Source organism: Streptomyces sp. NPDC034049 (assembly GCF_055575575.1).
Genome location: NZ_JBVISJ010000017.1, coordinates 95,425 through 108,781, shown reverse-complemented (window position 1 = coordinate 108,781; position 13,357 = coordinate 95,425). Strand labels below are relative to the sequence as shown.

General features: G+C 71.1%; 11 protein-coding genes. 6 read left to right on the top strand and 5 right to left on the bottom strand.

All coding sequences use genetic code 11. From position 1 onward, the window contains the following. Window positions 1–211: 211 nt before the first annotated feature. The gene (locus tag ACZ52C_RS35490) at window positions 212–1,276 is read right to left on the bottom strand and encodes an ABC transporter substrate-binding protein (RefSeq protein WP_469078648.1); all 1,065 of its coding nucleotides are present in this window, start codon (window positions 1,274–1,276) and stop codon (window positions 212–214) included. A 252-nt stretch (window positions 1,277–1,528) separates the two neighbouring features. Beyond that, complete coding sequence (locus tag ACZ52C_RS35485; RefSeq protein ID WP_469078647.1) at window positions 1,529–2,668, bottom strand: ROK family protein; 1,140 nt, start codon at window positions 2,666–2,668, stop codon at window positions 1,529–1,531. A 680-nt stretch (window positions 2,669–3,348) separates the two neighbouring features. Here ACZ52C_RS35485 and ACZ52C_RS35480 point away from each other — a divergent pair. Continuing rightward, complete coding sequence (locus tag ACZ52C_RS35480) at window positions 3,349–3,933, top strand: biotin transporter BioY (protein ID WP_469078646.1); 585 nt, start codon at window positions 3,349–3,351, stop codon at window positions 3,931–3,933. Between the two features lie 128 nt (window positions 3,934–4,061). Here ACZ52C_RS35480 and ACZ52C_RS35475 read toward each other — a convergent pair whose 3' ends face one another. Further along, window positions 4,062–4,841: a cell wall protein gene (locus tag ACZ52C_RS35475; protein WP_469078645.1), complete on the bottom strand. Its 780-nt coding sequence runs from the start codon at window positions 4,839–4,841 to the stop codon at window positions 4,062–4,064. A gap of 262 nt (window positions 4,842–5,103) precedes the next feature. Between ACZ52C_RS35475 and ACZ52C_RS35470 the strand changes: the two genes are divergently transcribed. Then, the gene (locus tag ACZ52C_RS35470) at window positions 5,104–6,789 is read left to right on the top strand and encodes a serine/threonine-protein kinase (RefSeq protein WP_469078718.1); all 1,686 of its coding nucleotides are present in this window, start codon (window positions 5,104–5,106) and stop codon (window positions 6,787–6,789) included. Window positions 6,790–6,893: 104 nt separating this feature from the next. Here ACZ52C_RS35470 and ACZ52C_RS35465 read toward each other — a convergent pair whose 3' ends face one another. Next, on the bottom strand, window positions 6,894–8,363 hold the full coding sequence (locus tag ACZ52C_RS35465; protein WP_469078644.1) for an amino acid permease: 1,470 nt from the start codon (window positions 8,361–8,363) through the stop codon (window positions 6,894–6,896). Window positions 8,364–8,639: 276 nt separating this feature from the next. Between ACZ52C_RS35465 and ACZ52C_RS35460 the strand changes: the two genes are divergently transcribed. Then, window positions 8,640–9,125, top strand: coding sequence for a ribose-5-phosphate isomerase (locus ACZ52C_RS35460; protein WP_192333965.1), 486 nt, complete (start codon window positions 8,640–8,642; stop codon window positions 9,123–9,125). A 155-nt stretch (window positions 9,126–9,280) separates the two neighbouring features. Beyond that, window positions 9,281–10,105 (top strand): Fpg/Nei family DNA glycosylase, encoded by an 825-nt coding sequence (locus ACZ52C_RS35455; RefSeq protein WP_469078643.1) that lies wholly within the window; start codon window positions 9,281–9,283, stop codon window positions 10,103–10,105. A 16-nt stretch (window positions 10,106–10,121) separates the two neighbouring features. Here ACZ52C_RS35455 and ACZ52C_RS35450 read toward each other — a convergent pair whose 3' ends face one another. Next, the gene (locus ACZ52C_RS35450; RefSeq protein WP_469078642.1) at window positions 10,122–11,369 is read right to left on the bottom strand and encodes a GNAT family N-acetyltransferase; all 1,248 of its coding nucleotides are present in this window, start codon (window positions 11,367–11,369) and stop codon (window positions 10,122–10,124) included. Between the two features lie 225 nt (window positions 11,370–11,594). Between ACZ52C_RS35450 and ACZ52C_RS35445 the strand changes: the two genes are divergently transcribed. Together ACZ52C_RS35445 and ACZ52C_RS35440 are read left to right on the top strand one after the other, a co-directional pair. After that, on the top strand, window positions 11,595–12,761 hold the full coding sequence (locus ACZ52C_RS35445) for a PP2C family protein-serine/threonine phosphatase (RefSeq protein ID WP_469078641.1): 1,167 nt from the start codon (window positions 11,595–11,597) through the stop codon (window positions 12,759–12,761). Between the two features lie 99 nt (window positions 12,762–12,860). After that, on the top strand, window positions 12,861–13,343 hold the full coding sequence (locus tag ACZ52C_RS35440) for an HD domain-containing protein (protein ID WP_469078640.1): 483 nt from the start codon (window positions 12,861–12,863) through the stop codon (window positions 13,341–13,343). Window positions 13,344–13,357 lie beyond the last annotated feature (14 nt).

Sequence of the window (13,357 nt, the reverse complement as noted above, 5' to 3'; positions counted from 1 at the left end):
GCAGGGAGCGAGCCGGCCGCGCCGGACCCGGACGCTTCGGGGGCGGTCGTACCGGTCCCGGTCGCATCGGTGAGGGTCGTGTCGGTCCCGCTCGCACCGGTGACGGCCGTACCGGTCCCGCTCGCACCCGTGACGGTCGTGTCGGTCACGCCGCTCGCCGCGGTCGTGTCGGTCGCCGCGCCCGCGGGGACGGCGCCCGTGGTCACGGCGCTCACTTCCGGTACTCCGCGGGTACGGCCTTCGCGGCGATCTCCTCGAAGCGCCGGTCGAAGAGCGTGCCGACGTCGAACTTCTTCACGAAGCCGCCCTCCGCCAGCAGATCGGCGGTCTCCTGCTCCCACGCGATCGCCTCGTCCCAACTCGGCGGGAACAGCGGCTTGTTGGCGAGGTCACTGATCGACTCGGCCTGGGCTGCCGTCAGGTTCTGGGTCTTCACGTAGAACTCCTCGTTCCAGATGTCCGGGTTCTCGTACTGCCAGACCGCGCCCTTGGCCCAGTACGGGACGTACGCGGCGACGGCGGCGGCCTTCGCGGAGTCGCCCAGCACGGAGGCCGGCGCCCACAGCAGGTTGAGCAGGTCCACCACGTCGGTCGGGATCGTGCGGGCGCCCTTGGAGGCGTACTGCTGGAGATAGGCGGGCGCCTGCTGGTTGGCGAGCGGCGCCACGTCCACCTGGCCCGACTGGAGGGCGGTCAGGAACTGGTTGCTGGTCAGCGGGACCAACTCGGCGTCGTCGTAGGCGAGCCCCGCCTCCTTCAGCGCCCGCAGGAGGACGACGCCCTGCGCCTGGCCCTGGGAGAATGCGAGCTTCTTGCCCCGGAAATCCTTGACCGCGCGAATGTCGCTGCCGGGCTTGGTGGCGAAGAGATAGTTCGGCTTCCGGGTGATGTTGATCGCGACGATCTTCGCGTCGTATCCCTGGAAATGCGCCTGGATCGGCGGGACTCCCGCGTTGTTGGCGACGTCCAGCGAACCCGACCGGAAGGCGTTGATGACATCCGGGCCGGCGCCGATGTTCGCCCAACTGCTCACCCGGAAAGGCAGATCGTCGAGTTTCGCGAGCTTGAGTTGCAGTTCCTGTTGATTCTGGAACGAGGAGATCTTCAGGCTCGTACCCCGGGGGACCTTGGTGGGCAGCGGCGCGTCCGCCGCCGTGCGGGCGGTCGCCGCGCTGCTGTCGGCGCAGCCGCTGAGCCCGGCCGCCGCGGCCGTGACGCCGAGCAGAGAGGTGAGGAAGAGTCGCCGGTCGAAACCGGGCGCGGCGGAAGAAGGCATGGGAGGACCCCCAGAGGAGAAAGGTGTGACTGCGCGCGCGGAGGCGCACGGAGAAACCGCGGAAAAACGGACGGGGACAGCAGGGAGCCGCGGAAGCGGAATTCCCGCAGGAGAAAGTGCCGCGTAGCCGGAGTGCGGTGGGCACTCCGGGACGTCAACGGGTCAGCAACAGAGGGTGCGACAACTCGTGAGCAGCATGGATACGATGTTCCCGGTCTTCGGCAAGGCCTGTCAACATTCGGAGTTTCTGAATTAACCGGTCCCGGCCGTGGCGTGCTCCAGACGCCCCAGTGACCCCAGCGGATCCCGGAACAGCACGTCCAGGGCCACCGCTCCGCCCGCCGTGGCAAGCACGGAATCCGGGAAGCTCGTCGGCCCCACGGCCGCAGCCCGGCCCGCCCCGACCGCCTCGTGCAGCGCGGCGAGACAGTCCGCCCGGTCGATCACCCCGATCTCGGTGACGACCACGGTCTCCGGGTTCAGCACGTCGAGCAGCAACTCCGCCGCCCGCCCCACCATCCGGGCCCGCTCCACCAGCAGCCGTACGGCGATCGCGTCGCCGTCCGCCGCGGCGGCCAGCACCCGCATCGGGTTCGCCCCCTCGACGACCCCGGCGTCCCGGGCCCGCCGGCACAGGGTCCGCTCGCTCAACTCGACCTGGAGGCAACCGACCCGCCCGCAGTCGCAGTGCTCGGTGCCGCCGGGCAACGGCAGATGGGCGATGGACCCGGCCTGCGAGCGCGGCCCGTGGTGCACCTCGTCGTTGGTCGCGAACGCCGCGTCGACCATGTTGCCGACGAACAGATGCAGCACGCTCCGGCTGCCCCGCGCCCGCCCGAACAACTGCTCGGCACCCACCAGCGCCCGTGCGTGCCCGTCCACCTGGACCGGCAGCCCGGTCAGGGCGCCGAGCATCTCCCGCACCGGCACCTCGCGCCAGCCCAGCAGCGGATGCTCGACGACGGTCCCGGTCTCCCGGTCCACCCAGCCGCCGGCCGCGAAGCCGACGGACAGGGCCCGGCGGTCCGGCATCGCGTCCAGCAGGGCCCGGAGTTCGTCGGCGGCCCGCGCCAGGACCGGGCCGGGCTCGGTGGACGTGTGCTTCGACCGGCGCTCCACCAGCACCCGTCCGCGCAGATCGAGCAGGGCGACCGTCGTGAAGGGGACGGCGACGTGCACCCCGCCCACCACGAACCGCGAGTCGTCCAGGTCGAGGGGCACATGAGGGCGCCCCGCGCCCTTGGAGCGCCGGGGAGGCTCGGCCTCACGGACGAGACCGAGCCCGGTGAACCGCGCGCAGTAGTCGGTCACCGAGGCCGGCGACAGCCCGGTCACACGGGCGATGACGGAGCGCGCCACGGGCCCGTGCTCCAGCACGGACCGCAGGACCACGCTGGCACTGGTCCGCCTCCGGTCGCTGTCGGCGGCACGCGGAACGGGAGACCCGGCGGTGGAAGCGGTGGAAGCGGTGGAAGCGGAGACCGGCCGGGGAGCTGCCCGAAAGACGCCCGGAGAAGCGGGAGTCGGGGGATGCGGGAGAGCAGGGGATACCGGGGGAGCCGGGCGATGGGGAGCGTGAAGGGTGGTGGGTGCTGTCGCGGCACGCGGCATGGCGTTTCATCCTCGGGAACGGGTCCGACACTGCGCCTCACGGAGGGCGAGACATGCCGGAGCCGCCTCACCCGGGTCGGCGACAGGTGGCCGCGCCCACGCGTCGCAGGTCGACGTAGCGACGCGACGAGAAGTTCCGGGCCTGAGCAACCATGCGTTCGAAGCTAGCAAAACGGCCCACCGCTGCCCAGACGGCGACCGACGGGCGAGACGGCACCTGTCCACCCCGTTGACCCGATTGGTGAAACCCTACAGAAGTAAGGCGACGCCCCGTCAGGGCCCAAGCCGCTCCACCTCAGTGACCGGAGTCACGTCGTACCGGGTGTAACCAGCATCCTTTGTATGAAGCCCACCATGCCGTCCTTCCACCGTTTGTCGAGCGCTGATGATGTCCGGCACAAGTCGCCTGGGATAGCGTCACCGTGTCCCCGCCCCCGTCACCCGCCGGAGTGAGCCCGAACATGAGCACCGCCGCCGCCACGTCAGCCCGCCCCGGCGAGGTCCTCGCCGACCGTCTGCCCTTCTCCGGCGTCCGCGCCCGCGACATCGCGCTCGTGGTCGGCGGTGCCGCGCTCACCGGGCTCGCCGCCCAGATCGCGGTGCCCGTGCCGGGCTCGCCGGTCCCGGTCACCGGCCAGACCTTCGCGGCCCTGCTCGTCGGCACCGCCCTCGGCGCGGGCCGCGGTGTCGCCTCCCTCGCCCTCTACGCGCTGGCCGGCCTGGCAGGCCTGCCGTGGTTCGCCAACGGCACGTCCGGCGTCGGCGTCTCCTTCGGCTACATCCTCGGCATGATCCTGGCGGTCGCCGCCGTGGGCGCCCTGGCCCGTCGGGGCGGCGACCGCTCCACGCTGCGGATGGCCGGCACGATGCTCGTCGGCGAGGCGATCATCTATGCCGTCGGCGTCCCGTACCTCGCGGCCACCGCCGACATCAGCCTCACCTCCGCCGTCGCGCTCGGCCTCACCCCCTTCCTGATCGGCGACACCATCAAGGTCGTGCTGGCCATGGGGCTGCTGCCGACGGCGTGGAAGCTGCTGAGGAAGTGACGCCATGACGCCCCTCCACTGAGCGGGTGCTCCCCCCGAAGAGGTTCGCCGGGTCGTCCACCGACCGCACCACGGCGAGCCTCTTCGGCGTTCACGCGTGCGCGCCGCCTGGCGTCGGGCGTCCCGGGTCAGGACTCCCGCCGGGCCCGCCGCTGGTTCCACCACAGGCCCGCGGCGCCGGCGGAGATCAGCGCGGCGCCCGCCATCCCGAGCGGCAGGACGCGGTCGGCCGGACCGGTCTGCGGCAGCTCGTCCGGCTTCCCGTCCTTCCCGTCCTTCCCGCCCCCACCACTGCCGCCGCCGTCGCCGTCACCGCCGCCGGGGGTGACCGGACTGTTGTCGGTGCCGAGGAGCAGCGGGGTCGCGGGCTCGTTCGGTGCCTGGTTGGTCGCGCCGAACGGGACGGGACCCTGCTGCCAGTACGTCTTCGAACCGTCGGCGTTCTGCACCGGCAGACAGATCTTGCCCTGCTTGCCCAGGTCGTACGTGGCGTCGATCGCGAAGGTCTTCGACTTTCCGGCCGCCAGCTCGTCGATCGCACACGCGAAACCGCTGTTCGAGCCGTCGGGAAGATCCCCCTCCGGAATTGCCGAACAACCCTCGACGTTCTTGACCGTCAGACCGTCGAAACCGACCACGAGCAATCGGATTTCCCCACTCGCCTTGCTGCCCTCGTTCTTCACGACGCCGGTGATATCCGTTTCCCCGGACTTGTTGTCGACTTTGATCTCCTTGGACAGCAGGGTCGAGAGCTTTACGTCCGCCGGTGCCGCGTCCACCGCCTTTCCGCCATGATTGCTCAATCCCCCCTCGCCGTCCGCCGAGGCCGTGAAGCCGAGGATCATCACCGACGTGAACGACGCGGTGAGCAGCGATCCGGCGATGACGGCCCTACGATGAGAACTCATGTTCCCTCCCCCTCGAAGTCCCCCTGGCCGCGCCTGAATTCACGGCCTATGAAGAGGTACCACAAGATTTCTCCGCACTATGCTGGTGCGGCACGAAGTGTGACCAATGCGCGACGATGTGGTTCCCGTGTGGCGCGTGCGGTCAGTTGTGGAAGGGTTGCCGAAGGGGGGCATGGGGGTGCCGGAAATAACACGGGGTGGTGTTCCGGGTCTTGTCGTGGCCGACCGTTATCGGCTGGTCGAAAGCATCGGCCAAGGCGGAATGGGCCGGGTCTGGCGGGCCACCGACGAAATACTCGACCGGCAGATCGCCGTCAAGGAAATGCGTATCGACGGTCATGACTCGGAGGACAGCCGCACCCGACGCGAGCGAACCCTGCGCGAGGCCAGGGCCACGGCCCGGATCGACCACCCCGGCGTCGTGCGCGTCCACGACGTCGTCGACGCGGGCGAACGGCTCTGGATCGTCATGGAACTGGTCGACGGCCGTTCCCTGGAACGGCTGTTGGCGGAGGACGGCCCCCTCGACGCGCACGACACGGCGCGGATCGGCCTCGAACTCGTCGACGCACTGGGCCAGGTGCACGCCCAGGGCGTTCTGCACCGCGACATCAAACCCGCCAACGTCCTCATCAGGCGCAAGGGCACCCACCGGGCCGTCCTCACCGACTTCGGCATCGCCGCCATCCAGAACACCGAGGCCCTCACCATGGCCGGCATGCTCGTCGGCTCCCCCGACTACATGGCCCCCGAGCGGGTCTCCGGCCGCCCGCAGGGCCCGCCCTCCGACCTCTGGTCCCTGGGCGCCACGCTCTGCGCGGCCCTCGGCGGCCGTTCGCCGTTCGCCCGCTCCACCACTCTCGCCACCCTCCACGCCGTCCTCTACGAGGCGCCCGAACTCCCCGCGGCCGCGGGCCCCCTCCAGCACCTCCTGGCCGCCCTGCTCGACAAGGACCCCGAGGCCCGCCCCACCCTGCCCCGCCTCACCGAGGCACTGCACGCCGTCACCACACCCCCGGCCCCGCCGGACACCGAGGAAGCGCGGCCGGCCGCCGAGCGGCCGAGGCCACCGGCCACGACCGCGCCACCGCCGACCGCCACCACCCCGCGGCCCGAGGCCCAGCTCCCCTCGCCCGTACGGGCCCCCGCCCCCGCGGCACGCCCCACCCCCACTGCCCGGTCGACCCCACCACCCGACCGAGCCACCACCCCCGTCCTCCGCCGCACCCCGCCCCACCCCACTCCGGAACCACCCCCGAGCCCCACCCCCACCCCCACCCCCACCCCCGAACCTGCCCCCGACCCCACGAGCCCCGTGACCCCCCGGCGCCGCAACCGCCGTATCGGCCTCGTCGCGGCCGTCGTCGTGGCCGTGACCGCCGTCGTGGCCGCGGTCGTCGTACCGGCGATGAACGGGTCACCGGGCGACAAGGACAAGCACAGGGACGACAGGGCGTCGTCGACGTCCTCGCCCGCCGGCCCGTCCCCCACGCCCACCGTCGCCGGCACGTCCCGTCCGCCGAAGCTCCCGCCGGGTGCCCGTACGGAGGCCGGTGTCTTCGCCTGGGTCCCGCCCGACGGCTTCTCCCGGGAGGTGCACGCGGGCGCGGAGGTGCACTACACCTCGCCGGACGCCCGGCAGGAGATCGTCGGCAAGGCCTCCCTCGCACGCGGCGACCTGCTGGAGCAGTGGCGGAAGAAGGAGAAGAGCACCAGCGAGGGGCCGGGGTACCAGCGGATCCGGCTGGAGGAGACCGAGTTCCGCGGCGCGCCCGCCGTCGTGTGGGAGTACACCGTCATGGCCCAGGAACTGCCCTGGCACGTCCGCTCGTTGGGCTTCAACACCGGCGGCAAGTCCTACCAGCTCACCACCTGGTACCACCCCGACATCGAGGACCGCGCCCTCCCGGTCTACGAGAAGGTCGAGGAGAGCTTCACCCCCCTGTAGGCCGCCCGGGTATGAAGAAGGAGGCCGCCGGGGCACGAAAAAGGGCCCGGCGACGGACGAACCGCCACCGGACCCCGGGCCTCGAAGGGGTCAGTGCACCTCGGTCAGCGCACCTTGTCGGAGACCTCGGCGGCAGCCCGCCCGCCGCCGGCCCTCCCGCCACCGACCTTCTCCTTCACCAGCGCGATGCCGACGACGACCGCCGCGACCAGCAGGGACAGCAGCAGGATCTCGCGGTTGCCGTGCTCGGTGTCGGTCAGCATGTAGCCGAGGACGAAGAGGATCAAGCCGATGGTGGCCCACGTCAGATACGGGTACAGCCACATCTTCACGACGAGCTTCTCCGGTGTCTCCCGCTCGATGATCCGCCGCATGCGCAGCTGGGAGAAGCAGATGACGAGCCACACGAACAGGGCGACCGCGCCGGAGGAGTTGACCAGGAAGAGGAAGACACCCTCGGGGAAGAAGTAGTTGAAGACGACCGCGACGAACCCGAAGACCACCGAGGACAGGATGGCCGCCATCGGCACACCCCGCGCGTTCGTCCGGCCGAACGCGCGCGGCGCGTCACCGCGCTCACCCAGCGAGAACGCCATCCGCGACGCGGTGTAGAGACCGGAGTTGAGACAGGACAGCACCGAGGTCAGCACGATGAAGTTCATGATCTGCCCGGCGTGCGCGATCCCCAGGGAGTCCAGGGCGGCCACGTAGGAGCCCTTCTCCTTGATCGAGGGGTCGTTCCACGGCAGCAGCGTCACCACGACGAAGATCGAGCCGAGGTAGAAGACACCGATCCGCCAGATGATGCTGTTGGTGGACTTCGTGACGGCCTTCTGCGGGTTCTCCGTCTCGCCGGCGGCCAGGGTGGCGATCTCGCTGCCCATGAAGGAGAAGACGACCAGCAGGACGCCGATGAGGATCGCGCCGGCCCCGTGGGGCAGGAACCCGCCGTGATCGGTCAGATTGGCGAGTCCGGCCTTCTCTGTCTCGGCCCCGGGCAGCACGCCGAACACCGCGAGCCCGCCCACCACGATGAACGCGGCGATCGCGACGACCTTGATCCCGGCGAACCAGAACTCGAACTCGCCGTAGGAGCCGACCGACACCAGGTTCGTGGCGGTCAGCACGACCATCACGATCAGGGCCCAGCCCCACTGCGGCACGGCGGGGATCCAGCCCTCCAGGATCACCGCACCCGCGGTCGCCTCGACCGCGAGCACGACGACCCAGAAGAACCAGTACAGCCAGCCGATGGAGAAGCCGGCCCAGCGGCCGAGGGCGCGGTCGGCATGGGCGGAGAACGAACCCGAGGTCGGGTTGGCGGCGGACATCTCACCGAGCATCCGCATCACCAGCACGACCATCGTGCCGACGAGCGCGTACGACAGCAGGATGCCGGGGCCGGCCGTGGCGATGCCGGAGCTGGACCCGACGAAGAGACCGGCGCCGATCACACCGCCGATGGCGATCATCGACAGATGACGGTTCTTGAGACCGGCGTGCAGACCGGGGGAGGGGGGAGAGGAGGAACCTGGGGTGTCCGCCTGATTCGGCAGAGTCGGCTGGGAGGTCATGGGGGAGGTTTCCTTTGCGCCGTTGTGGGGACTTCCGTGCGTCTGCCCAGGGACTCCCCGATCGACTCTCGTCAGAGCGGGAGACGAGAGCGCACAGCCGGGGTCCGGAGGGGCTGCGGTAAAGATCGGTCCAGTGAATCGGAGGTAAAAGGAATCCTGAACCTTTGAATCCAGATTGTTACTTGAGGTTTACTTGAGGTTCCGTGGTCCAGCTCACTGTCTCCCGGCTCCACACCCCGTCGTGCCGCGCCGAAACGCGCGTGTCACACTCGGACCATGCGCGTCTACCTCGGCTCGGATCACGCCGGATACGAACTCAAGAACCACCTCGTCGAGTGGCTGAAGGCCGCCGGCCACGAGCCCGTCGACTGCGGGCCCCACATCTACGACGCCCAGGACGACTACCCGCCGTTCTGCCTCCGCGCGGCGGAGCGTACGGCCGCGGACCCCGGCTCCCTCGGCATCGTCATCGGCGGCTCGGGCAACGGGGAGCAGATCGCCGCGAACAAGGTGGCCGGCGTCCGCGCGGCCCTCGCGTGGAGCGCCGAGACCGCCGCGCTGGGGCGCGAGCACAACAACGCGAACGTGGTCGCCGTCGGCGCCCGGATGCACTCCCAGGAGGACGCGACGAAGTTCGTCGAGACCTTCCTCAACACCCCGTTCTCCGGTGACGAGCGTCACATCCGCCGCATCGACATGCTGGCGTCGTACGAGACGACGGGCGACCTCCCGCCGATCCCGGCACACCACCCTCAGGACTGACGCCGCGGCGACCGGGGGGTGGGCTCGAAGAGCACGGGGCGCAGCTCCGGCTTCTCAGAGGCGCGGGGAGCTGCGCGAGAAGCCCCACGCACCCGCACCCGACAACGCACCGCCCCCCACCCCCCACCCACCCTGCCGAACCCCCGGAGGACCCCGTGCCGGAGGGGCACACCATCCACCGCCTCGCCGAAGACTGCCTGTCCCACTTCGGCGGCGGTGACCGCCCTACCCACGTCACCAGCCCCCAGGGCAAGTTCGCCGACGCGGCCGCCCTCCTCACCGGCACCCCCCTCCACGCCGCCGAGGCCCACGGCAAGCACCTCTTCCTGCACTTCGGCGACGCCGCCGCCGAGGAACGCGTCCACATCCACCTCGGCCTCTTCGGCAAGGTCACCTTCGGCCCCGCCCCCGCGCCCCCGCCCACGGACACCGTCCGCCTCCGGCTGCGCAACGACACCTCGTACATGGACCTGAGGGGCCCCACGACCTGCGCCCTGATCACGGACGCCGAGAAGCAGGCCGTGCACGCCCGCCTCGGCCCCGACCCGCTCCGCCCCGACGCCGACCCGGCACGCGCGTACGCCCGGATCTCCCGCAGCCGTACGACGATCGCCGCGCTCCTCCTGGACCAGAAGGTGATCGCGGGCGTCGGCAACGTCTACCGCGCGGAGGTCCTCTTCCGGCACGGCATCGACCCGTACCGCACGGGCCGGGACATCACCCCGGCGGAGTGGGACGCGATCTGGGCCGACCTCGTCGCCCTGATGCGCGAGGGCGTCCGTCACAACCGCATCGACACAGTCCGCCCCGCACACCTCCCGGAGGCGATGGGCCGCCCGCCCCGCGTCGACGACCACGGCGGCGAGGTGTACGTGTACCGCAGGGCGACCCTGCCCTGTCACATCTGTGGCGGCGAGATCCGCACCGCCGATCTCGCCGCCCGCAACCTCTTCTGGTGCCCGACCTGCCAGGAACGGTGAACCGGTTCGGCCCCTGTCAGAACCCGTGCGGCAGCCAGGGCGCGAGCCCCGCCGACAGGAACGCCGTGGACGCCTCCGCCAGCGCCCCCTCCCGAAGTTCCCGCACCCGCCCGGCCGCGGCCAGGGACGTCAGGCTCACCCCGCCGAGATAGGCCGACCCCAACTCCCGTACGGAGAGGGAGAGATCGGCGGCGTCGGCGGTCCGCTCGCAGGTCGCGCCCTTGGCGTCACCGGTGAGCCGCCAACGCCCCTCGTTCCAGGGGCAGAAGGCGTCCTCGACCTCGAACACGACGTCCAGCGGCGCCTGATAGGTCCGCGCCCGCAGCGCGACACCGACCTCGACCAGCCGCAGGTGCAGATCGTCCCTGACCCGCAGCCCGCACCGGCGGACGTCCGACACCAGGTGCAGCACCGGCTCGTCCATCGCCAGACGAGAGGCGGCCACGCACCGCGTCAGGTCGATGTCGAAGAGGAACCGCCACAACGCGGCCCGCGCCGCGGGGTCCACGGCCTCCAGCGAGCTCAACCGGACGACCCCCTCCGGCCCGGCCTGCCCCCAGTCGGGCTTGATCCGGAAGCGGGCGTACCCCACCACCTCGGAACCGCCCCCGTCCCCGGCCCGCTCCGCCACCACGCACTGCAGCGGTGAGGCCCCGTCCCGGTGGTGGTCCGTGTCGAGCAGTTCCACCCGCTCCCAGCCGGGCCGCCGCTCCAGCATCCCCGGCCGCTCCGGCACGAGACGCGCGTACACCGCCTCGCACACGTCGAGCACCTCGGCGGGATCCGCGTACCGCAGCCGTACGTCGTCCGTGCCGGGCGGCACGGACAGCCGTACACGGGTGGTGTCGATGTCGGCGGAGACACGCTGCGTGGCCAGGCCGTAACCGAACCGGCCGTAGATCGCCGGCTCGGACGCGGTCAGCACGGCCAGCGGCTCGCCCCAGGAGCGGATGTCGTCCAACTGCCGCCGCATCATGGACGTCAGCACCCCGCGCCGCCGGTGCGTGGCCGCGACGCCGACCATCGTGACGCCCGCCGCCGGGACGACCGCGCCCCCGGGCACCGTGAGCCGGAAGTCGAACGCCCCGGCCGTACCCACGCATTGGTCGCCGTCCCACACACCGATCGAGCGGTCGTACCGAGTCAGCGCCTGCCACACCTCCCGTTCCTCGGCGGGTTCGGTGTCGCCGCCGAAGGCGCGGAGGAGGTTGTCGTACCAGACGTTCCAGTCTTCCTTGCGCAGCGCCCGCAGCTCAGTCGTCATACGCCATGCCTAGCAGGGCGATTCGGTACGGGCGAACGAATTTCCCCCGCGCGTCGGCGTTCGACGTGGGATCCTTCCCAGGTGCCGCACGGAGGGCGCACGGGGGCCGAAGCAAGCGTTCCGGTGTGAGATCTGTGTGAGATTCGTCGTGAACCGGCCCTCGGAAGGGGGACAAGTAGGACCTCCTGTGCACAGGGGCTGGTCCGATGGATAAGGTCCCGAACAATGGCAGCAGGACGAGAGCGGCGCGCGGCGGCCGATACGCTCACGGCCCGGATGAAGAAGCTGGTTCACCGGGTCCGCACCGGCGTGCGTAAATCCGCCGTCGACTACTTCCGCGGGGACGGCTCCGACTGGATCGCCCTCGCCGGTCTCCTCCTGATGATCCCGCTGATCGCCTGCTTCACCATGATCAACGAGGTCTGGTTCTCACCGGCCGCCCTCGTCCTGCCCATCGTCGCGGGCGGCCTGCTGCTGCGCCCCGCCAGTCTCCTCGGCCTCTACGCCGCCGCCGCGACGGCCCTGATCGTGGAGTCCGTACGGCTCGGCCCCTACACCGAGGGCCCGGCCCGGGTGACGCCCGGCACCGTGCTGGTGGTCGCCGCCTGCGGGTTCTTCGGACTTCTCATCGCCCAGTTCCGCAGCCGCGTCGGCGTTCCCTGGCGACGTGGCGGCACCATGCTCTTCGACCTGCGTGAACGCATCCGGGTGCAGAGCAAGCTGCCGCAGCTGCCGGCCGGTTGGCACCGCGAGATGGCCCTGCGTCCGGCGGGCGGCCAGTCGTTCTCGGGCGACTTCGTCGTGGCCGCCCGGACGAACGGCGGCCGCACCCTCGAAGTCGTCCTCACCGACGTCTCCGGCAAGGGCATGGACGCGGGCTCCCGGGCCCTGCTCCTCTCCGGCGCGTTCGGCGGCCTGCTCGGATCGCTCCCGCCGCACGCGTTCCTCCCGGCGGCCAACGGCTACCTCCTGCGCCAGGACTGGGACGAGGGCTTCGCGACCTCCATCCACCTCGTCCTCGACCTCGACTCCGGCGACTACGAACTCTTCTCCGCCGGCCACCCCCCGGGCCTCCAGCTCAGCGCGGGCACGGGCCGCTGGGAGGAGAAGGCCGCCGAGGGCCCCCTCCTCGGTGTCTACGACGGCGCCCAGTTCGACCCCGTGAAGGGCTCCCTGCGCCCCGGCGACGTCCTGATGCTCTTCACCGACGGCCTCGTCGAGACCTCCGACCGCGACATCGTCGAAGGCATCGACCGCCTCACGGGCGAGGCCGACCGCTATGTCGCCGGCGGCTTCCACGGCGCCGCCTGGCACCTCATCGAAGCGGTCGCCAAGGACGTGAACGACGACAGGGCCCTCCTGCTGATCTGCCGAGAAGCCCCCACCAGGTAACGGCGACCGCACGCTTGCAAGGGGCGCGGGGAACCGCGCGAGAAGGGCGGCGGGGTCCACAGCCAGATCCGTCCCCCCGACCGACAGGAGCCCACTGCGATGCCCCCGACCCCACCCCGCCTCACCCTCCCCGAAGTGGAAGCCCTCGCCCGCACCGCGCACGCCGGCCAGACCGACAAAGCGGGCCACCCCTACACCGATCACCTCCGAGCGGTCGCCCACGGCGTGGCCGCCCGAGGCGGCGACCTCGACCAGATCGCCGCGGCCTGGCTCCACGACGCCGTCGAGGACGACGCCCTCACCGAGGAGTGGCTGACGCACGCCCCCCTCAGCCCCCGCACGAAGTCCATCGTCCTGGCCCTCACCAAACACCCCGGCGAACCCCCGGAGGCCTACGCCGCCCGCATCCTCGCGACCCCCGGCGCCCTTTTGGTCAAACAGTCCGACCTCGCGCACAACGCGAACCCCACCCGTCTGGCCGCCCTCGACGCCCCCACCCGCACCCGCCTGACCGCCAAGTACGCCCACATGCGAAACCTCCTCGGCCTGCCGGACGAACCGGCGACCGAGGAGGTGAGGTGACGCTGCCCCGGGGG

Bases quoted from the DNA above. Each gene is read 5' to 3' on its own strand.
- ACZ52C_RS35480 (WP_469078646.1), top strand. From the start codon at position 3,349: ATGAGCACCGCCGCCGCCACGTCAGCCCGCCCCGGCGAGGTCCTCGCC.
- ACZ52C_RS35465 (WP_469078644.1), bottom strand. From the start codon at position 8,363: ATGACCTCCCAGCCGACTCTGCCGAATCAGGCGGACACCCCAGGTTCC.
- ACZ52C_RS35450 (WP_469078642.1), bottom strand. From the start codon at position 11,369: ATGACGACTGAGCTGCGGGCGCTGCGCAAGGAAGACTGGAACGTCTGG.
- ACZ52C_RS35445 (WP_469078641.1), top strand. From the start codon at position 11,595: ATGGCAGCAGGACGAGAGCGGCGCGCGGCGGCCGATACGCTCACGGCC.
- ACZ52C_RS35460 (WP_192333965.1), top strand. From the start codon at position 8,640: ATGCGCGTCTACCTCGGCTCGGATCACGCCGGATACGAACTCAAGAAC.
- ACZ52C_RS35470 (WP_469078718.1), top strand. From the start codon at position 5,104: ATGGGCCGGGTCTGGCGGGCCACCGACGAAATACTCGACCGGCAGATC.
- ACZ52C_RS35490 (WP_469078648.1), bottom strand. From the start codon at position 1,276: ATGCCTTCTTCCGCCGCGCCCGGTTTCGACCGGCGACTCTTCCTCACC.
- ACZ52C_RS35475 (WP_469078645.1), bottom strand. From the start codon at position 4,841: ATGAGTTCTCATCGTAGGGCCGTCATCGCCGGATCGCTGCTCACCGCG.
- ACZ52C_RS35440 (WP_469078640.1), top strand. From the start codon at position 12,861: ATGCCCCCGACCCCACCCCGCCTCACCCTCCCCGAAGTGGAAGCCCTC.